Raw genomic sequence first — 19137 nt, 5'->3', positions numbered from 1 at the left:
AGCGGTACTAGCTCAGTTGGTAGAGCGCAACCTTGCCAAGGTTGAGGTCAAGAGTTCGAGCCTCTTGTACCGCTCCAATTTCATTTCTTATAATATCCCCTTACTATTTATCTTTATTTACTCATTACATTATTTTAAAATCTACAAATCTACAAATCTACAAATCTACAAATCTACAAATCTACAAATCTACAAATCTACAAATCTACAAATCTACCTATTTATTACTAATAATTTTTATCCCATGTCATTTAGACCAATTGCACTTATTTATTAAATGTTATAGTACTTAATCATTTATGGTTTGCTATTGTATTGATACAAGCTAAGTAGTTGTTTTGGAACCTATTATAAACTCAGGGATTGACATGAAAGCCGATAATAAACTCAGTAAAATAGTGAAGAAAGTAACATTGTTACCAAAGGGCTGCCATGCTCCTGCACTGTCTTTGGTATTTGGTAAAGTAATTAAGTTTGCCGGTACATCAAAAGTACGTGTGGAAAAATTAGATTTTTCTGGTTCTAAACTTAGCTTGAAAAACCGTAAGCGAGTACAAAACCATATTGGTGGTGTACATGCTGCTGCAATGGCATTATTAGGCGAATCTGCAACAGGTTTCTTGATTGGCATGCACGTACCAGATAACCGTATTCCATTATTAAAAAATATGAACATTGATTATGTTCGTCGTGCTGCGGGTGATTTGACGGCTGTAGCGACACTGACGGATGAGCAGATTAATCATATTCGTAATACCGAAAAGGGGGATATATCTGTGCCTGTGGTGATCACTGACAGTGAAGGTAACCAACCAATTAATGCTGAATTTATTTGGGCTTGGGTACCGAAAAAACGTTAATACTCGATTTTAATATACCGAAACGGCGTAATGTAAGCCTTGCTTAATACAGTAAGGCGAGCTTCAACTCGTGGTTTCGGTAAAACCCTCTCTCCGCACTTATTTACTATCCATATTATTCTTATCATAGCTTTTATGTATGCAAATATCTGTATGCCTGTTTTATCTGTCTTATATTAAATTGTGGTTGGCCATAAAATAACAGTTATTTAACTAAGTATTTTGTTGTTGAGCGTAACTATATAATAGTAGGTATTTTTTAAGTTTGGTTTGGGTTAAATACTCTATTCATTGTTAGTTGCTAGCCATATTGCTGAAAGAACTTGATTTTTAACCTTAACAAGAACATTGTGTAGCTCGTAAAAATAATCTTCAGTTTAATCTAATCAAATTTACTTCAATCAGAGGTGTAGCATGTCGGTGTACAGTACCTTGTGTTTTCTCGCAGCAATAGCCATTTTTATTGCGTTTATTAATAGCAAAATTGGCAAGATGCAAACCACTATTGCGATCACTGCGGGATCAATAATACTGTCTTTAGGTATTGTGATTGCGGGTCAAAGCGGCTGGTTTCATTTAGAAGCAATCGCAGCTGAGCAATTAAATAATATCAACTTCGAAAGCTTTTTATTAAAAGGCATCTTAGGTTTCTTATTATTTGCTGGCGGACTCGGCATTAAGCTCGGGAACATGAAAGATCAGAAATGGGAAATAACGGTATTAGCGCTAGTCGCTACTTTATTCTCAACGGCCTTTATTGGTGGCGTGTTATGGGGATTCTGTCAACTTATTGGTATTCCATTAGACTTCATCTACTGCTTATTATTCGGTGCGCTAATTTCGCCTACGGATCCGATCGCTGTATTGGCTATTGTGAAAAACTTGGATGCGCCACAGCGTATTTCAACGCAGATTGAGGGTGAATCATTATTTAATGATGGTTTTGGTCTGGTGATCTTTATGACGCTGTTTACCGTGGCTTTTGGTACTGAAACGCCGACGGTCAGCAGTGTGACTCAGCTATTCTTACATGAAGCGATTGGTGGCATCATTTATGGTTTTGCGCTTGGCTTAATATTCCACTATTTAATTAGTTCGACGAACGATCACTCGATGGAGCTGTTATTGACCATCGCTATTCCAACGGCGGGTTATGTGTTTGCTGACATCATTCATGTGTCAGGTCCATTAGCGATGGTGGTTGCGGGTATCATGATTGGTAACTGGACTCGTCAAAAAGGCTTCTCGCCAGAAAGTGAGTATCATCTGGATCACTTCTGGGAATTAGTCGATGAATTTCTCAATGGTATTCTATTCTTACTGATTGGTATGGCGATGTTGCTGTTTAGCTTCCATAAAGAAGATTGGATCTTAATGGTGTTTGCTATTCCATTGGTACTGGTTGCACGTTATTTAAGTGTGAAATTTTCTTATTTATTCTTTAACCGTTTTCGCAGTTACAACCCATTATCTGTAACTATCCTGACTTGGGGTGGATTACGCGGTGGTTTAGCACTGGCGATGGCATTGGCAATTCCGGCGGGTGTATACGTTATTCCAGATAAAAATATCGATGTACGAGAAATTATTTTGGTGATGACTTATTCAGTTGTGGTGTTTTCTATTTTGGTACAAGGCTCAACGATCACTGGCTTGATCCATAAAGCCAAAGCGTGGGAAGCTGAGCAACTCGTCAAGAAAGCAGAAAGTGTATCAACGCAAAGTAATGACGTTGTTGATAAAACAGATAAATAACCGTTTGTTTTGTGCTTATAAGTGACAGAACGTCGATGATATAAAAAGCGCGTGTAGGTCTATCCTATACGCGCTTTTTTATGACTAATTTACTTTACTATTAATAGCTTATAAATACATCACGCATCACGTGGTAGTGCTTTTTCGACCATTCTAATGAGTTTATCTTTGGTTTTGTCTACCTGTAACACAGGGATGATATTGTCTACTTTGGCTTGCTGTTGTTGCAGTGCCCAAGTGATATGTTCTTGTACCATCTCAGTTGTCTCCGCAAGTTTGGCTGTTAAAGCCGCAACTATTTCTGCAGAATAAGCGGCATTACCCAGCGCGACTGAAATGTTTCGTAACCAACGTTCATGACCAATACGACGGATCGGCGAACCTTCCGTTTGTTTGAGGAAGTAAGTTTCATCCCATGCATACAGCGCTAATAAGTCGGGAGAGTGTAAGTTTGATCTTGGATGGAAATCCAGCTCGTCGGTAATGGCGGCAAAACGATTCCACGGACAGATCAACTGGCAATCATCACAACCGTAGATGCGATTACCTATCAAACTTCTATATTGTTCTGGTATCGCACCAAACAACTCAATAGTGAGGTAAGAAATACAGCGGTTAGCATCGACACTATAAGGTTCGACAATGGCTTGTGTTGGACAAATTTGTAAGCACGCTGTACATTTACCACATTGATTATCAATAGGTTTATCAACAGGTAATGGTAGGTTTATTAAAATTTCACCAAGGAAAAACCATGAGCCTGCTTCCTTGTTTAAAATTAATGAATGTTTCCCTGTCCAACCTAATCCAGCTTTTTCGGCGAGTGGGCGTTCAAGTAAAGGACCGGTATCCACAAAAGGGCGAGCATCGAGGCTTTCACAATGTTCGCTGATTTTATCACCTAGTTTTTTCAAGCGTTTACGCACAATTTTATGGTAATCACGACCAAGCGCATAACGGCTAATGTAACCTTTATCTTTTTGCTTTAAAGTGGTTGCCATTAATGCGTCGGGTGGCAGGTAATCCATGCGTACTGAAATAACGCGAATAGTACCTGGATAGAGCTCTTCTGGGTGTGTTCGCATGGTGCCGTAACGTGACATATAATCCATGTCAGCATGATAACCATTATCTAACCAGGTTTGAAAGTGCGGTTCGTAAGTTGATAAATCAGTGTCTGCGATCCCGACTTGTTGGAAACCAAGTTCTGCCCCCCAGGCTTTAATTTGCTGCGTAAGTTGTTGATAGTCTATCGGAGGCATGGTTTATTATCTGTCTATTAGTAAATTGAGGTAAAGTTTATCATATTGTGGTTTTCTTTGGGCTCGACAATTTGTAGAATCGACATACCTGAGTAATTTTATCCGTTGATGTCTGTCGTCGAGGATATTCTATGGTTCGGGAATGAGTTTGTGCTGGACACAACTCAAAATAGCGTTTTATTTTAATGTTTAAGGTAGTTAAATTAGATGACAAATACAGTAAAAGTTTTCCTAGCAGATGAATCTGAAACCGTTGCTTTTGGTGCAAGCCTTGCGAGTGTATGCGATAGTGCAACGACCATTTTTTTACATGGTGATTTAGGTGCAGGTAAAACGACATTAACCCGTGGTTTTGTACAATCACTCGGTCATCAAGGGAATGTAAAAAGCCCGACTTATACATTAGTTGAACCATATGAATTAGCGGATTGGAATGTTTATCATTTTGACTTATATCGTTTAGCCGATCCGGAAGAGTTAGAATTTATGGGTATTCGTGATTACTTTGCCGATGATTGTCTGTGCTTAATTGAATGGCCGCAGCGTGGTGAAGGTTTCTTACCTGCTGAAGATGTGCAAATTACCCTTACTTATGTCGGAGAACAACGCGAAGTTGTTGTTAAAGGCGTGAGCGAGTTAGGTATTACGCTGGTTAATAAACTTGCCAATATAAATGTAGGATAAGATGTTAAAACGGATTTTATTATTGAGCATAGTATACCTGTGCTTTATGCCATTAAGTTATGCTGCCAACTCGGTTACAGGTATTCGGATTGTTGAGCATGCCGATAAAACACGGATTGTTTTTGATGTGGCCAAAAAACCGTTATTTAATGTCTATGACCGCCATAAAAAAACACAAATTGTAGTGGATTTTGCTGGTACGCGTAACCTTGCCAATGTCAGTCAATTAGCCAAATTAAGCAGTAATATTACGCGTGTTGAACAGGCTAAATCCGCTAAATCGAGTGATTTACGGATTATTTTCCACTTGGCTAAACCGATTCATTATCGTTTTTTTGAATTAGCGGGCAGTAAAACAGCTAAAAACCGAGTCGTGATTGATTTACCGGTTAAACCGAACAAATCTGTTGCGCAGAAAAACAAACCTGTCGTGAAGCAAAGTAATCCTATTTTCGTCAAAAAACCAGCCAAAAAAGCGGTGGTTAAAAACCCACGAAGAGATGTGGTCATTGCGATTGATGCCGGACATGGTGGTAAAGATCCTGGCTCTATCGGGTTTAAAAAGTTTGTTGAGAAAGATATTAACTTAGCGATTGCTAAAAAGACAGTGGCTATTTTGAACCAGAAAAAAGGTATTAAAGCAGTATTGATCCGTAAAGATGACCGCTATATTTCACTTAATGAGCGCTCTGCGATTGCGCGTAAGTATAAAGCTGAGTTATTAGTTTCTGTACATGCTGACGGTTTTACTTCATCACAGCCTTCTGGTGCATCAACGTTGATCTTGTCACAAGGCCGCGCTAATTATGAGTTTAAGAAAAAGCTGCGAGACGACAATGTAGATGGTTTGCTTGGTGGCGTAGGTGAGGCGATTAAAAATAGTGATGCGGATGATGATTTACAATACATGTTCCTGGATCTTGGTCAGCAATATTCACAAGGTGCCGGTTATAACGTGGCGTCATTGATCCATCATGAATTATCGAAAGTCACGGGTATGCATAAATCGAAGCCGTACGAGCAAAGCTTGGCGGTATTAAAGTCTCTCGATATCCCTTCTTTATTGGTTGAAGCTGGCTTTGTGACGAACTATCGAGAAGGTAAAAAACTGACGACCAGCAGTCATCAGCGTAAAATTGCTAACGCGATTGCGCAAGGTTCTTACCAGCACTTTCGTAATTCACCGCCGAAAGATACCTATTTAGCTTATATGAGAAATAGCACGCATATCGTGAGTAAAGGCGAATCACTTTCTGTTATTGCCAGTAGTTATGGCACGACCGTCTCACGTATTAAACAGTTAAACCGGTTAACTAAAAATACCGTTTATATTGGCCAGAAATTAAAAATACCAACGAGTTAGGTGTGTCATGACGATTCAAATTTTACCACCTCGATTAGCGAACCAAATTGCGGCTGGAGAGGTGGTAGAACGCCCTTCATCAGTAGTGAAGGAACTCATTGAAAACAGTATTGATGCGGGGGCAACGCGTATCGACATTGATATTGATAAGGGCGGCGCTAAGCTGATCCGTATCCGTGATAATGGTTCTGGCGTCGACAAAGACCAACTTGGTCTGGCATTAAGCCGCCATGCAACCAGTAAACTGGCTACCTTGGATGACCTTGAAGCGATTGATAGCCTCGGTTTTCGTGGTGAAGCATTAGCGAGTATCAGTTCTGTTTCTCGATTAACATTTACGTCGCGTACTAAAACGCAAACCGAAGCATGGCAAGCGTATGCTGAAGGCCGTGATATGCAGGTACAAATTAAACCTGCTGCACATCCGATTGGTACGACCGTTGAAGTGATTGATTTATTCTTTAATACGCCCGCCCGTCGTAAATTTTTGCGTACCGATAAAACTGAATTTAATCATATTGATGAATTAGTTAAGCGAATCGCGTTAAGCCGTTTTGATTTACAGATAACACTCAAGCATAACGGTAAAGTGATCCGCAGCTATCGCCCTGCGAGCACTGTGGATCAGCAAGAGCGCCGTGTCGCCAGTATTACCAGTAACAACTTCATGGCTAACTGCATGGCGTTAAATTGTGAGCACGACGACATTAAATTATGGGGCTGGGTTGGCTTACCGCATGATAACGCGCCGATGGATGTGCAATACAGCTACGTCAATGGCCGTATGATGCGTGATAAGCTGATTAATCATGCCTTACGTCAAGCTTATGAAGAGGCGACTGGTATCGCAGCGCCACCGGCTTATGTGTTATTTATCGAAGTGTCAGTACGTGAGGTCGATGTTAATGTGCACCCTGCTAAGCATGAAGTGCGTTTTCATCAAGCGAGGCTGGTTCATGACTTTATTTTCCAAGGTGTGTTTAAAGCTATCTCTGAAGGTATTAGTCCGTCTATGCCTGCAGCCAATTTACCTGGTCAAGAAACAATAAGTTACCCTGGGCAAGTCGAACAATCTAGTAACAACCATGTGAGCACTCATGTGGTGGAAGATTCCGCTCACATGGGGATTGCCGGTCGTGTCAATGTGGCTGATCGTGTGGACGATAATACTGGCGATAGTGTCGGTGTTAATACCGATGACAGGTCGATAGCTTCCGGACATACACCGATGCAAAAACAGCATAGCTACGGTGTCACGGATGCAGGCACCGTAGCTGCCAGCAGTAATACCAAGTCATCGGGTTACACAGCACCGCGCTATATCCCTGATGGGCCTTCAGCTGGCGCCATTAAGCAATATAATCATTTGTTACAACCGACTAAGGCTGAAGTGGCTGAGTTACAGCAAGCTTCTCGACATAGTGCCGTAGCAAACACCAATCAAGGACGTCAAACGCGTACTAACAAACCGTCATTTGGCGAATCTATTGCAGGGGTTAAATTACTCAGCTTACTTGGCGATAATTACTTATTAGTGCAAGATGATGATGCTCTATTGCTCGTCGATATTCGTGCTATGTGGCAAGTAAACTGCAAAATCCAGCTGCTAGCTACGTGGGAACAAGGGGTTATATCACAGCCGCTGTTATTGCCTATATCGATTAAATTAGATAAAAACTTTGTTGAAACGGCAAAAAATCAGCAAATTTTGCTTAATCGCCTTGGTTTAGAGTTGAATTATAGTAATTCCGCCACCATTATCGTTAGAAAGGTGCCAGCGCAATTACGCCAAGCGAATTTATCTGCTGTGTTGCCAGAGTTATTGCAACAGATAGTCCATCTACCCGAACAAGCTACCGCCTCTGATGTTGCGCCCTTGTGTCATTGGCTTGCAATACAAGGTAGTCACGGATTGACCAAATTTACTTGGGAACAAGCGACTCAAATATATAGCCAATTTATCGAGCAAGATAGCTGTGTACAACAGCAATATCGTTCTACACTATTTGAGAAACTTGACTATATGTCTGTAATAGAGAAATTTAATGTCTGTAATAGAGAGATTTAACTGTGACTCAACAGCAAACTAAGTCATTACCAAAAGCTATTTTTTTAATGGGGCCGACGGCGTCAGGTAAAACAGATCTTGCTATTGAGTTAACGAAAGCATTGCCATGTGAAATTATTAGCGTCGATTCGGCGTTAATTTATAAAGACATGGATATCGGTAGTGCAAAACCAACAGCGGCAGAGTTGGCGCAAGCACCGCATCGTTTAATTGATATTATTGATCCGGCAATGAGTTATTCCGCGGCTGATTTTCGTGAAGATGCATTAAAACATATGCAAGCGATCACAGATGCAGGAAAAATACCGCTACTTGTTGGTGGCACTATGCTTTATTTTAAAGTACTGCTTGAAGGTTTATCGCCAGTGCCAACTTCTGTACCAGAAGTGAGACAGGCGATTGAAGCGGAAGCAAAACTGCGTGGTTGGGAATCATTACATCAAGAATTAGCTTTGTATGACCCTGAATCGGCAGCAAGATTACACCACAATGATGCGCAACGTGTTTGCCGTGCCATTGAAGTGTATCGTTTAACGGGTAAGTCGTTAACCGAGCTTACTCAGCAAAAAGGTGAATCGTTACCATACGATGTGACCCAGTTTGCGATTGCACCAACCGATAAAGCAGTGTTACATGAGCGTATTGAACGCCGTTTTAAGTTGATGGTAGACGCTGGGTTTGAAGCTGAAGTACAAGCTTTATATCAACGTGATGATTTACACCTTGATTTACCGTCAATGCGTTGTGTTGGTTATCGCCAAATGTGGGAATACCTCGATGGCAAAATGGATCATGATGAAATGGTGTTCCGTGGCGTTGTGGCAACAAGACAATTAGCAAAGCGTCAGATGACGTGGTTAAAAAGTTGGAACGATCTAACGTGGTTAGACTCCAAAGCAGATGACAATTTAGAAAAAGTTTTATTATCAGTTGGCTAGAGTCTATTTTTAAGTTGTATACTGATAATTATTGGTTATGTTTTTCATTATAATAAAAATCTAATTTTTAAAAGGAAACTATTGATGGCTAAGGGACAATCATTACAGGACCCGTTTTTGAATGCATTGCGTCGCGAACGTATTCCTGTTGCAATTTATTTAGTTAATGGCATTAAGTTACAAGGCCAAATTGAGTCATTTGACCAATTCGTTATCTTACTCAAAAATACGGTTAGCCAAATGGTTTATAAGCATGCTATTTCAACGGTTGTTCCGGCTCGTCCGTTACAACATGGAATTCAAGCTGAAAGCGAAAGTGATAAATAATTAATTGAAATTTAATACAATAAAACTTGTGAGTCATATACTCATAGGGAGTCGTGAAGTTGTTTGATCGCCATGAAGCAGGTGAACGTGCAATATTAGTGCACGTTAACTTTAATGATGAAGGTAACCGAGAAGATCTGCATGAATTAGAAATGCTGGTTTCCTCTGCGGGTGTTGATGCATTATCTGTGGTCACAGGTTCTCGTACAAGACCACACCCGAAATATTTTGTTGGTTCAGGTAAGGCTGAAGAAATTGCTGAAGCTGTAAAGCTTTATCAAGCAGATATTGTTATTTTTAACCATGCCTTAGCACCACGTCAAGAGCGTAATTTAGAAGCGCTCATTGAATGTCGTGTTGTTGATCGTACTGGCTTGATTTTAGATATATTTTCACAACGAGCACGTACTCACGAAGGTAAGTTACAGGTTGAGTTAGCACAACTGCGCCACATGTCGACCCGATTAATTCGTGGTTGGACGCATTTAGAACGCCAAAAAGGCGGTATCGGTATGCGTGGTCCAGGTGAAACTCAGCTGGAAACGGATCGTCGTTTATTACGTGTCCGTATAGACACTATTTTACGTCGTTTAGACAAAGTTGTGACGAAACGTGACCAAGGTCGTCGTTCACGTAAGCGTCGTGAAATACCGACAATTTCGTTAGTGGGTTATACTAATGCGGGTAAATCAACGTTATTTAATCGCCTAACCGACTCTGACGTATATGCTGCCGATCAATTGTTTGCGACACTTGATCCAACACTACGCCGTATTACGGTTGCCGATGTTGGTGAAGTTGTTTTAGCGGATACGGTGGGCTTTATTCGTCATTTACCGCATGATTTAGTCGCGGCTTTTAAAGCCACGTTGACGGAAACGAGAGAGGCAGATCTACTTTTACATGTAATTGATTGTGCAGATGAAAATATGCGCGGTAATATTATGGAAGTAGATTCAGTGCTCACGGAAATTGAAGCCGGTGAAGTACCTGCTTTAATGGTGTACAACAAAGTCGATAAGCTTGATGATGGTCGTTGTCGTATTGATTATGATGATGAAGGTAAGCCTGTTAGTGTCTGGTTGTCTGCAATGTCGGGCGAAGGCACGGTCTTTTTATACCAAGCATTAACAGAATTGCTAGCAAGTACCATGAAAGTGGTCAAACTGCAGTTACCTGCAATGCAAGGTAATATTGTAAGTCACCTCTATAATCTCGATTGCATTGAGCATGAAGCATTTTCTGAAAATGGTGACTGGCTACTCGACATTAGAATGACTATGATTGACTGGCAGCGTTTGAAAAAACATAAATGTAATAACATTGAAGATTTTATCCTTCAGCAGTAGGCTGATATCATTAATATTTTCCCGAAACTATCTGGTAATGGAGATGCAAATGGCTTGGAATGAGCCCGGAAATGGCGGTAATAAAGATCGCGACCCTTGGGGACAAAAAGGTAAAGAGCAGGGACCCCCTGATCTTGACGAAGTATTTAAAAAGCTAACCAGCAAGTTCGGTGGCGGTAAAGGCGGCAAGTTTTCAGGTGGTGCTAACTTTAATAAAGTTGGCGTTTCTCTGGTACTCGGTGTACTTGCAGTTATCTGGGTTGTTAGTGGTTTCTATACAATCAAAGAAGCTGAACGTGGCGTAGTATTACGTTTAGGTCAGTATTCTCAAACAGTTGATCCAGGTTTATCTTGGTTACCGACGTTTATTGATCGTGTGATCCCGGTTGACGTGAAGAGCATCCGCTCTATGCCTGCATCTGGTTCTATGTTAACTAAAGATGAAAACGTTGTTGATGTTAAAATGGATATTCAATATCTGGTTATCAACCCACGTGATTATCTATTTAGTGTGACAAATCCGGATGATAGCTTACATCAAGCAATCGACAGTGCATTACGTTTTGTTGTCGGTCATACGACAATGGATGATGTGATCACGACAGGTCGTGAAGTTGTTCGTCAAAGCACTCGTGAAAATATTGAAACGATTATCGATGCTTACGACATGGGTATTCAACTTGTTGACGTCAACTTCTTGTCTGCACGTCCACCGGAAGCAGTGAAAGATGCATTCGATGATGCGATTGCGGCACAAGAAGATGAACAACGTTATATTCGTGAAGCTGAAGCATATGCACGTGAAATTGAGCCGACAGCACGTGGTCAAGTGAAACGTATTGAGCAAGAAGCTGAAGCTTATCAACAGCAAGTTTCGCTAAAAGCACAAGGTGAAGTGGCTCGTTTCGAAAGTCTATTGCCACAGTACAATCTTGCACCTGAAGTAACGCGTCAACGTTTATATCTAGAAACAATGGAACAGGTTTACTCAAATACAACGAAAGTTGTGGTTGATACTGAAGGTACTGGCAACATGCTTTACCTACCATTAGATAAGATCATGAGCGCTAATGCTACTGATACTAAGCCGGCACGTTCGGAAAACTCAGTATCAACACCGCAACAACCAGCGAAATCTAATAACCGTTATCAGTATCCAGATACGAATAGTTCTAATGTTCGTCCTGATCGTTATAACACAGGGAGAAACTAAGCTATGAATCAATTAAAAGCAGTTATTTTAGTACTTGTGCTATTACTTGGTTTTTCGTCTTTCTTTGTGGTGAACGAAGGTCAACGTGCGCTAGTTGTTCGTTTTGGTAAAGTACTTAAAACAGGTGATGAAGCGAAGGTTTACCTTCCTGGTCTGAACTTTAAAGTACCATTTATCGATTCAATTCGAGTGTTAAGCTCACGCTTACAAACACTTGATGGTCTTGCTGACCGTTTCGTTACGTCAGAAAAGAAAGATTTAATTATCGATTCTTATGTAAAATGGCGTATTGAAGACTTTGAGAAGTTTTACCTTGCAACCAATGGCGGTAATTTCTTACAAGCAGAGTCTTTATTATCACGTAAAATTACCAATGGTCTACGTAATGAGATTGGTAACCGCACCATTAAAGATATCGTTTCTGGTGAACGTGGCGAAGTGATGGAAGATGCATTAAAACGTATGGCTCGTTCATCTGAGCTAGGTATTTTGGTTGAAGATGTGCGCATCAAGCAAATCAATCTACCTGAGGAAGTAAGTAACAGTATCTTCCAACGTATGAGTGCAGAGCGTCATGCTGTAGCGAAAGAGCACCGTTCGCAAGGTTATGAGCAAGCTGAGATCATTAAAGCATCTGTTGACGCTAAAGTAACAGTAATGCTAGCTGATGCTAACCGTCAAGCACGTCAATTACGTGGTGAAGGTGATGCTCGAGCTGCGAAAATATACGCTGATTCATATAACAAAGATGTTGAATTTTATAACTTCTTACGTAGCTTACAAGCTTACACTAAGAGTTTTAGTAACAAATCTGATGTATTAGTAATCTCTCCTGAGAGCGATTTCTTCGATTACATGAAAGGCGTTTCTTTAAAATAAACATTACTTGTTAATGGATAATAAAAAGGCCCTACAATCTTAGATTGTAGGGCCTTTTTTACTTTCTATTCTATCTGTTGTAATTATTAGACGTTATGCCTGCAGATACTTATATTTGTTGTTATGAGTCGTGATGAGCTTTTCAGCGTTATCAATACAGCGCTGCAATTTCTTCGAGTACTTGCAATGACCAGGTTGCAATACGTTCATCCGTTTGGTCGTATTGGCTATCTTCATCTAGCGCAAGACCAAAAAATTGGCTCTCATCTTCCGTTAATGCTTTTGACGCGACGAATTCATAGCCTTGGTTTGGCCATTGGCCGATAAAGTGAATTCCTTTACCTTGCAGTTCGTCAAATAGCATACCCATCGCATCGAGGTACCATTCGCTGTAATTAACTTGATCGCCAAGACCAAATAGCGCGACGGTTTTACCTGCGAGTTCGATGCCTGCGATATCAGACCACAGGTCACCCCAGTCTTCTTGCAGTTCACCGTAATCCCAAGTCGAAATACCAAATAGAACCACGTCATAATTTTCGATATCGGTAAAGCCATGGTCTTTTATGTCATGTAAGTCGACAAGCTCTGTCCCGATTTCAGCTTGGATCTTTTCCGCAGCCATGGTGGTATAAAAAGTAGTGGAGCCGTAATATAAACCGATTTTCATTTTCTACATCCAAAGGCTGAGTTGCTAGTTATGTTATGTGCTAACCGTGATTTGAGCGTTTGTTGCACATTGTCCGCGCATTATTTTTATATAGTAACATGAGATAATTGTACTATAATCCATGTTTATTTATACAGTGTTGTTATACTGATGAAATGACGGTGTTTATTGCTATTTCATCGTAACAGTAATAAGCACTGCAACCGTAATGGCAACCGTAACGCAGCATAGGGCACTCGCTTGGAAAAGATTGAAATAATAGAACAGTTTTTAGATGTTATGTGGCATGAACGCGGATTATCAGATAACACCCTGATGTCTTACCGTAATGACTTAAACCAATATCATCACTGGCTAGTGCAACATAAGCAGCAGTTATTAACGGTCGATCGCCTTGAGATCCAAGCTTTTATGGCTAGCCGCTTTGATTTAGGTTACAAAGCCAGTAGCACGGCGCGTCAATTAAGTGCAATTCGTCGCCTTTATCAATACTTTTATCGTGAACAGTTACGTGATGATGATCCAACCGCGCTGCTTATCAGTCCTAAACTTCCGCAGCGCTTACCGGGTAACTTATCGGAAGCGGAAGTGGATGCATTACTGTCCGCGCCTGAACTTGATGATCCGATTCAATTACGCGATAAAGCCATGATGGAATTACTCTATGCAACGGGTTTACGGGTATCAGAGCTAGTTGGTTTGAGCATGGAGTCGATGAGCTTACGCCAAGGCCTTGTACGTGTAACAGGTAAGGGTGGGAAGGAACGTTTAGTGCCTATGGGTGAAGAGGCTGTGTATTGGACAGAGCGCTTTATTGATGAAGGGCGTGCGACCTTACTGAAAGGGCTAACGTCTGATGTGGTATTTCCATCACGACGTGGTAATTTTATGACTCGGCAGACCTTTTGGCATCGTCTTAAGCACTATTCACAAGTTGCGGGGATCACCACGCATTTATCACCACATACGTTACGCCATGCTTTTGCCACGCATTTGTTGAATTATGGCGCGGACTTACGTGTTGTACAGATGTTATTAGGTCATAGTGATTTATCGACCACGCAAATTTATACGTATGTTGCGACGGCGCGATTAGAGCAGCTGCATAGTGAGCATCACCCACGCGCGTAACTGTGCTGATGATGAGCTATTGGTCAGGATTTAAGGCTAGTGATAAATAATTAATTCTGTTAATTTATCACTATAGATATCCATTAAGGATAACAGCGGAGACAAATCAGATGTTAAAGAAAGTATTAATTACAGCAATTGCGGCAGGCTTTGTAGGCAGCTTTGTATTTGGAATAAACAGTGCGCCGGAACAGACTTCACCAAAACAAGCATCAGTAGCACAAGATGTCGCAGTGCAGACTGTTGTGGCTAAAACCGCAGGTGCAGACTTATCGCCTAAGCACCAAGATATTTCACGTTTACTTGCAGCAAAACTTAACTTTAAAGTATCAAGCGTGAGCGATAGTGCGATCCCTGGTTTATTTGAAGTGGTTACTGATCAAGGTATCTTTTACGTTAATGCAGATGCGTCTAATCTTATTCAAGGCTCACTTTATCAAGTAAGTGATGCTGGTGTTATCGATCTAACCGAGCAGGCTATGGGTAAAGTTCGTCAACAAGCAATACAAGTGCTTGCGAGTGAGACGATTAATTACCCTGCTGAAAATGAAAAATACAGCATCACCGTATTTACCGATATTAACTGTGGTTATTGCCGTAAGTTACATAATGAAGTTGCAGAGCTTAATCAATTGGGCGTGAGTGTTAAATATTTAGCTTTCCCACGTGGCGGTTTGAACTCTCCTACGTATCAAGACATGGCATCAATTTGGTGTGCTGAAGATAAAGTTCAAGCGATGGACAATGCGAAGCGTGGTGGTAAAGTTGTACCTGAAATGTGTACGAATACGGTCGCAAAACAATATGAGCTAGGCCGTCGTTTAGGCGTTACAGGGACACCTGCAATTGTGTTTGATAATGGCCAGATGCAACCGGGTTATGTGCCAGCAGCACAGCTTGTTAATATTTTAGAACAGATGGATAAATCTTGAATAAACAAATTAAGCGTCGTGATAATCTAGATTGCGACGGTATATCGACAGCGGTACCCGCATTGCTACGTCAGATTTATGCAAGTCGCGGTGTTACCTCTGATCAAGAACTAGATAAAGGGGCTAAAAACTTATTACGCCCTAATCAGCTTAAAGGCATGACTGCGGCGTGTGAATTATTAGTTACGGCGCTAGAACAAAATCAACGTATTATTGTTGTTGGTGATTTTGATGCCGATGGTGCGACGAGTACGGCATTGTCGATACTAGCGTTTAAAATGCTGGGTTATCGTAATGTTGATTTTTTAGTGCCGAACCGTTTTGAATTTGGTTATGGCTTAAGCCCTGAAATTGTTGATCTTGCTGCTGCCAATGGCGCGCAGGTGATCATGACTGTGGATAACGGTATTTCCAGTATTGCTGGGGTTGCCGCGGCAAAAGCCTTAGGCATTAAAGTGCTCGTGACCGATCACCATCTACCGGGTAATGAAACGCCGGCTGCAGATGCGATTGTAAATCCGAATCAGCATGGCTGTACTTTTCCAAGTAAAAACCTGGCCGGTGTTGGTGTTGCTTTTTACTTGATGCTGGCTTTACGTGGCGCGCTGCGTGAACAGAATTGGTTTGCTAAACAGGGTTTCGTTGAGCCGAACTTAGCTTGTCTGTTAGACATAGTTGCTTTGGGTACGGTTGCTGATGTGGTGCCGCTCGATGCAAATAACCGTATTTTAGTGCATCAAGGTTTGCAACGTATTCGCGCCGACAAATGTCGTCCGGGTATTAAAGCATTAATCGAAATTGCCAATCGTAATCAAGCTCAACTTTGTGCCAGCGATTTAGGTTTTGCGTTAGGGCCAAGATTAAATGCCGCAGGGCGTCTAGATGACATGTCAGTAGGCGTGGCGACATTATTGTGTGAAGACTTAAATAATGCGCGTCGTTTTGCTGGTGAGCTTGATAGCCTCAATGAAGAGCGTAAAGAAATTGAAGGCTCGATGCAGCAAGAAGCCTTAGCTATTCTCAAGAGTGTTGATTTTGATGCTGGAGAGGTACCCTACGGTATTTGTTTATTCCAAGATGATTGGCACCAAGGTGTCGTTGGTTTGGTCGCGTCACGTATCAAAGAACGCTTTCATCGCCCTGTTATTGCTTTTGCAGATGCGGGTGAAGGTGAAATCAAAGGTTCAGCACGCTCGATTCCAGGTCTGCATTTACGTGATGCTTTGGAGCTACTTGATACCCGTAATCCGGGAATGATCTTGAAGTTCGGCGGTCATGCCATGGCGGCTGGTTTATCATTACGTCTTGATTGTTATGATGAGTTTTCGAAGCAGTTTAATACCTTAGTGCAAGAGTTGCTCACTGAAGAGCAGTTAACTGGCGTGGTATTAAGTGATGGTGAACTACCGAGTGAGGAACTGTCACTGCCAACGGCAGAGCTAATTAAAGAGGCGGCACCATGGGGGCAGATGTTCCCTGAACCGATCTTTGATGGTATTTTTAGATTACGTGAGCAACGTCTTGTTGGTAAGAAGCATTTAAAAATGATGCTTGAGCCTGAAAATGGTGGCCCATTGGTTGATGCGATTGCCTTTAACGTTGACTTGGAAGTATGGCCTGATGCCTCTGTGCAGAAGATCGAGTTAGCCTACAAACTTGATGTAAATGAGTTTCGTGGTAAGCGTAGTCTGCAGTTTATGGTTGAGCATTTACAGCCATTACGTTCGTAGAATTTTAAGTTGACCGTATATTGATAGCTAAAGGCGATCAAATGTTTAGTTTTAATCGTCTTTAGCTATGCAGTGTTTGCCGTTATAGTTAATACCTCTTCTACAGCAATCCTGCTTTAAGATAAGGATATAGACCATGACTATGCAACGCGTAATGAATGAAATGAAAATTAATGCCCCAAGTATTCCATGTGGCACGTCACTGGTGGCTGTAGTTGAACTGTTTGCTAAACATCAGATTAACGCGATACCAGTTGTTAACCCTACGAATGAAGTGATTGGCTTTGTATCGGAATCCGATTGCATGCAAGCATTGATTAGCGGTAGTTACCACTGCGACAAACCTGCGATTGTTAATGATGTGATGAGCAAGAATGTCGTGAGTGTTTCTCCACAAGATAGTATTGTTGATATCGCGATCCGCATGAGCAAGGATAACTTCAGTGTTTATCCGGTTGTTGAAGCGAGTCAGTTGGTGGGTATTATTAGCCGCAGAGATATCCTGAAAGTGTTGGCTGAAAATAATAATCAGTGTAACCAATTGAGCTAGATTTTCACCTCGGCTATTTTAAAACCATGCTGCCCTAGCATGGTTTTTTGTTATTTTATTTCTGCGTTTTAACCGACTTTTAGCTCATTTTTTGTTTATCTGCATTTTTTTGCTCATATTATCGATTAATTTGCTATTTTCTTAATCTTACCCTGTTTATCCGCTAGTGAATTCGGTAAAATTTGCTGTTGTGTAAAATCCCATAGTTAGAGCAATATACTTAGTTGCGTGTTGAATTCGATATTCAGCGCATAATGCTAGGTACACTATATTTAGCACCATGCTGAATACAACCAAAATAGAGCAAAATCATGTTTGAAGTAAATCCAGTAATGAATAAATTAAAGGAGCTAGGCGAACGTGCTGAGCTGCTTCGGGGGTATCTTTGACTATGATGCTAGTAAAGAGCGTCTAGAAGAGGTATCTGCGGAATTAGAGTCATCGGAAGTATGGAGTGACCCTAAAAGAGCACAAGAATTAGGTAAAGAACGCGCATCATTAGAATTGGTCGTCAAAACGATTGATGATCTCGGTACGGGTTGTGATGACGTTGAAGGCTTAGTTGAACTGGCAGTTGAAGCTGAAGATGAAGAAACATTTGCAGAAGCAGAACATGAAATTATCGGTTTAGAAGCACAGCTTGCTAAGCTTGAGTTTCGTCGTATGTTTTCAGGCAAGCAAGATGCTAATGACTGTTATCTTGATATCCAATCTGGCTCGGGCGGTACCGAAGCACAAGATTGGGCAAACATGTTATTACGTATGTTCTTACGATGGGGTGAGGCACACAAATTTAAAGTTGAATTGATCGAAGTATCAGCTGGCGATGTAGCCGGAATTAAAGGCGCGACTATCCGTTTGGGTGGAGAGTATGCTTTCGGTTGGTTACGTACAGAGACGGGCGTTCACCGTTTAGTGCGTAAATCACCATTCGATTCAAGTGGCCGTCGCCATACCTCATTTGCATCGGTATTTGTTTATCCAGAAATTGATGACAGTATCGAAATTGACTTAAATCCATCGGACTTACGTATCGATGTATACCGTGCGTCAGGCGCGGGTGGTCAGCACGTAAATACAACAGAATCAGCGGTACGTATTACTCACTTACCGACCAATCTTGTTGTACAATGCCAGAACGATCGCTCTCAGCATAAGAATAAAGATGCAGCGATGAAGCAAATGCGAGCGAAATTGTTTGAGCATGAAATGCAAAAACAAAACGCTGAAAAACAAATCGCGGAAGATGCTAAATCAGATATTGGTTGGGGCAGCCAGATCCGTTCATACGTACTGGATGACTCACGCGTAAAAGATTTACGTACAGGTGTTGAAACACGCAACACACAAGCCGTTTTAGACGGTGATTTAGACAAATTTATTGAAGCCAGCCTGAAATCAGGCCTGTAAAAAATAGGGTTAAAAA

At 41.3% G+C, this 19137-nt stretch carries 17 protein-coding genes and 1 tRNA gene; 16 read left to right on the top strand and 2 right to left on the bottom strand.

Annotated elements, in window-relative coordinates; translation table 11 throughout:
* Nucleotide 1 precedes the first annotated feature (1 nt).
* The 3 genes from JFU56_RS13655 (at nucleotide 2) to JFU56_RS13645 (ending at nucleotide 2615) form a co-directional block, all read left to right on the top strand.
* A tRNA-Gly gene (locus tag JFU56_RS13655) sits at nucleotides 2-77 on the top strand.
* 291 nt (nucleotides 78-368) lie between these two features.
* The gene (locus JFU56_RS13650) at nucleotides 369-860 is read left to right on the top strand and encodes a DUF4442 domain-containing protein (RefSeq protein WP_198437846.1); all 492 of its coding nucleotides are present in this window, start codon (nucleotides 369-371) and stop codon (nucleotides 858-860) included.
* Nucleotides 861-1274: 414 nt separating this feature from the next.
* A complete protein-coding gene (locus tag JFU56_RS13645) occupies nucleotides 1275-2615 on the top strand; it encodes a sodium:proton antiporter (RefSeq protein ID WP_198437845.1) in 1341 nt (446 codons plus the stop codon).
* 119 nt (nucleotides 2616-2734) lie between these two features.
* On the opposite strand, the gene queG is transcribed toward JFU56_RS13645, so the two are convergent.
* Entirely contained in the window at nucleotides 2735-3877 is a 1143-nt protein-coding gene (gene queG / locus JFU56_RS13640) for a tRNA epoxyqueuosine(34) reductase QueG (protein WP_198437844.1), read from the bottom strand.
* A 207-nt stretch (nucleotides 3878-4084) separates the two neighbouring features.
* Between queG and tsaE the strand changes: the two genes are divergently transcribed.
* From tsaE to hflC, 8 genes are all read left to right on the top strand, one after another.
* The gene (gene tsaE / locus JFU56_RS13635; protein WP_198437843.1) at nucleotides 4085-4561 is read left to right on the top strand and encodes a tRNA (adenosine(37)-N6)-threonylcarbamoyltransferase complex ATPase subunit type 1 TsaE; all 477 of its coding nucleotides are present in this window, start codon (nucleotides 4085-4087) and stop codon (nucleotides 4559-4561) included.
* A 22-nt stretch (nucleotides 4562-4583) separates the two neighbouring features.
* Nucleotides 4584-5924 carry an N-acetylmuramoyl-L-alanine amidase gene (locus JFU56_RS13630; RefSeq protein WP_305798247.1) on the top strand — a complete coding sequence of 447 codons (1341 nt, stop codon included), beginning with the start codon at nucleotides 4584-4586 and terminating at the stop codon, nucleotides 5922-5924.
* Between the two features lie 7 nt (nucleotides 5925-5931).
* Complete coding sequence (gene mutL / locus JFU56_RS13625) at nucleotides 5932-7992, top strand: DNA mismatch repair endonuclease MutL (RefSeq protein WP_198437841.1); 2061 nt, start codon at nucleotides 5932-5934, stop codon at nucleotides 7990-7992.
* A gap of 47 nt (nucleotides 7993-8039) precedes the next feature.
* Nucleotides 8040-8930 (top strand): tRNA (adenosine(37)-N6)-dimethylallyltransferase MiaA, encoded by an 891-nt coding sequence (miaA, locus tag JFU56_RS13620; RefSeq protein WP_242065963.1) that lies wholly within the window; start codon nucleotides 8040-8042, stop codon nucleotides 8928-8930.
* A gap of 84 nt (nucleotides 8931-9014) precedes the next feature.
* Complete coding sequence (gene hfq / locus JFU56_RS13615) at nucleotides 9015-9257, top strand: RNA chaperone Hfq (RefSeq protein ID WP_019442380.1); 243 nt, start codon at nucleotides 9015-9017, stop codon at nucleotides 9255-9257.
* A 59-nt stretch (nucleotides 9258-9316) separates the two neighbouring features.
* On the top strand, nucleotides 9317-10606 hold the full coding sequence (gene hflX, locus JFU56_RS13610; RefSeq protein WP_198437920.1) for a ribosome rescue GTPase HflX: 1290 nt from the start codon (nucleotides 9317-9319) through the stop codon (nucleotides 10604-10606).
* A 49-nt stretch (nucleotides 10607-10655) separates the two neighbouring features.
* The gene (gene hflK / locus JFU56_RS13605; protein WP_198437839.1) at nucleotides 10656-11819 is read left to right on the top strand and encodes an FtsH protease activity modulator HflK; all 1164 of its coding nucleotides are present in this window, start codon (nucleotides 10656-10658) and stop codon (nucleotides 11817-11819) included.
* Nucleotides 11820-11822: 3 nt separating this feature from the next.
* Nucleotides 11823-12698 carry a protease modulator HflC gene (gene hflC, locus JFU56_RS13600; RefSeq protein ID WP_198437838.1) on the top strand — a complete coding sequence of 292 codons (876 nt, stop codon included), beginning with the start codon at nucleotides 11823-11825 and terminating at the stop codon, nucleotides 12696-12698.
* Between the two features lie 151 nt (nucleotides 12699-12849).
* On the opposite strand, the gene fldB is transcribed toward hflC, so the two are convergent.
* Nucleotides 12850-13368 carry a flavodoxin FldB gene (gene fldB / locus JFU56_RS13595; protein ID WP_198437837.1) on the bottom strand — a complete coding sequence of 173 codons (519 nt, stop codon included), beginning with the start codon at nucleotides 13366-13368 and terminating at the stop codon, nucleotides 12850-12852.
* Nucleotides 13369-13608: 240 nt separating this feature from the next.
* Between fldB and xerD the strand changes: the two genes are divergently transcribed.
* The 5 genes from xerD (at nucleotide 13609) to prfB (ending at nucleotide 19121) form a co-directional block, all read left to right on the top strand.
* Nucleotides 13609-14499: a site-specific tyrosine recombinase XerD gene (gene xerD, locus JFU56_RS13590; protein ID WP_198437836.1), complete on the top strand. Its 891-nt coding sequence runs from the start codon at nucleotides 13609-13611 to the stop codon at nucleotides 14497-14499.
* A gap of 110 nt (nucleotides 14500-14609) precedes the next feature.
* Entirely contained in the window at nucleotides 14610-15431 is an 822-nt protein-coding gene (gene dsbC, locus JFU56_RS13585) for a bifunctional protein-disulfide isomerase/oxidoreductase DsbC (RefSeq protein WP_198437835.1), read from the top strand.
* Nucleotides 15428-17161 carry a single-stranded-DNA-specific exonuclease RecJ gene (gene recJ / locus JFU56_RS13580; RefSeq protein WP_198437834.1) on the top strand — a complete coding sequence of 578 codons (1734 nt, stop codon included), beginning with the start codon at nucleotides 15428-15430 and terminating at the stop codon, nucleotides 17159-17161. Before dsbC ends, recJ begins: the two co-directional genes overlap by 4 nt.
* Nucleotides 17162-17297: 136 nt before the next feature.
* On the top strand, nucleotides 17298-17711 hold the full coding sequence (locus JFU56_RS13575) for a CBS domain-containing protein (protein ID WP_198437833.1): 414 nt from the start codon (nucleotides 17298-17300) through the stop codon (nucleotides 17709-17711).
* A 311-nt stretch (nucleotides 17712-18022) separates the two neighbouring features.
* Nucleotides 18023-19121, top strand: a protein-coding gene (gene prfB / locus JFU56_RS13570) for a peptide chain release factor 2 (protein ID WP_198437832.1) whose coding sequence is annotated in 2 segments (ribosomal slippage) — nucleotides 18023-18097 and nucleotides 18099-19121 — 1098 coding nt in all. Because the reading frame shifts where the segments join, the coding sequence is not laid out codon by codon here.
* Nucleotides 19122-19137: the final 16 nt, after the last annotated feature.

The organism is Moritella sp. F3 (genome assembly GCF_015082335.1).
In the GTDB taxonomy this organism is placed as follows: Bacteria; Pseudomonadota; Gammaproteobacteria; order Enterobacterales; family Moritellaceae; genus Moritella.
Note: the sequence above shows the minus strand (reverse complement) of the source record. Positions and strands in the feature narration are given on the sequence as shown.

Excerpts from the sequence above, each read along its gene's own strand:
- hflK (WP_198437839.1), top strand. The coding sequence starts at position 10,656 with ATGGCTTGGAATGAGCCCGGAAATGGCGGTAATAAAGATCGCGACCCT.
- JFU56_RS13645 (WP_198437845.1), top strand. The coding sequence starts at position 1,275 with ATGTCGGTGTACAGTACCTTGTGTTTTCTCGCAGCAATAGCCATTTTT.
- hfq (WP_019442380.1), top strand. The coding sequence starts at position 9,015 with ATGGCTAAGGGACAATCATTACAGGACCCGTTTTTGAATGCATTGCGT.
- mutL (WP_198437841.1), top strand. The coding sequence starts at position 5,932 with ATGACGATTCAAATTTTACCACCTCGATTAGCGAACCAAATTGCGGCT.
- tsaE (WP_198437843.1), top strand. The coding sequence starts at position 4,085 with ATGACAAATACAGTAAAAGTTTTCCTAGCAGATGAATCTGAAACCGTT.
- JFU56_RS13575 (WP_198437833.1), top strand. The coding sequence starts at position 17,298 with ATGACTATGCAACGCGTAATGAATGAAATGAAAATTAATGCCCCAAGT.
- JFU56_RS13650 (WP_198437846.1), top strand. The coding sequence starts at position 369 with ATGAAAGCCGATAATAAACTCAGTAAAATAGTGAAGAAAGTAACATTG.
- miaA (WP_242065963.1), top strand. The coding sequence starts at position 8,040 with ATGGGGCCGACGGCGTCAGGTAAAACAGATCTTGCTATTGAGTTAACG.
- queG (WP_198437844.1), bottom strand. The coding sequence starts at position 3,877 with ATGCCTCCGATAGACTATCAACAACTTACGCAGCAAATTAAAGCCTGG.
- hflC (WP_198437838.1), top strand. The coding sequence starts at position 11,823 with ATGAATCAATTAAAAGCAGTTATTTTAGTACTTGTGCTATTACTTGGT.
- fldB (WP_198437837.1), bottom strand. The coding sequence starts at position 13,368 with ATGAAAATCGGTTTATATTACGGCTCCACTACTTTTTATACCACCATG.
- dsbC (WP_198437835.1), top strand. The coding sequence starts at position 14,610 with ATGTTAAAGAAAGTATTAATTACAGCAATTGCGGCAGGCTTTGTAGGC.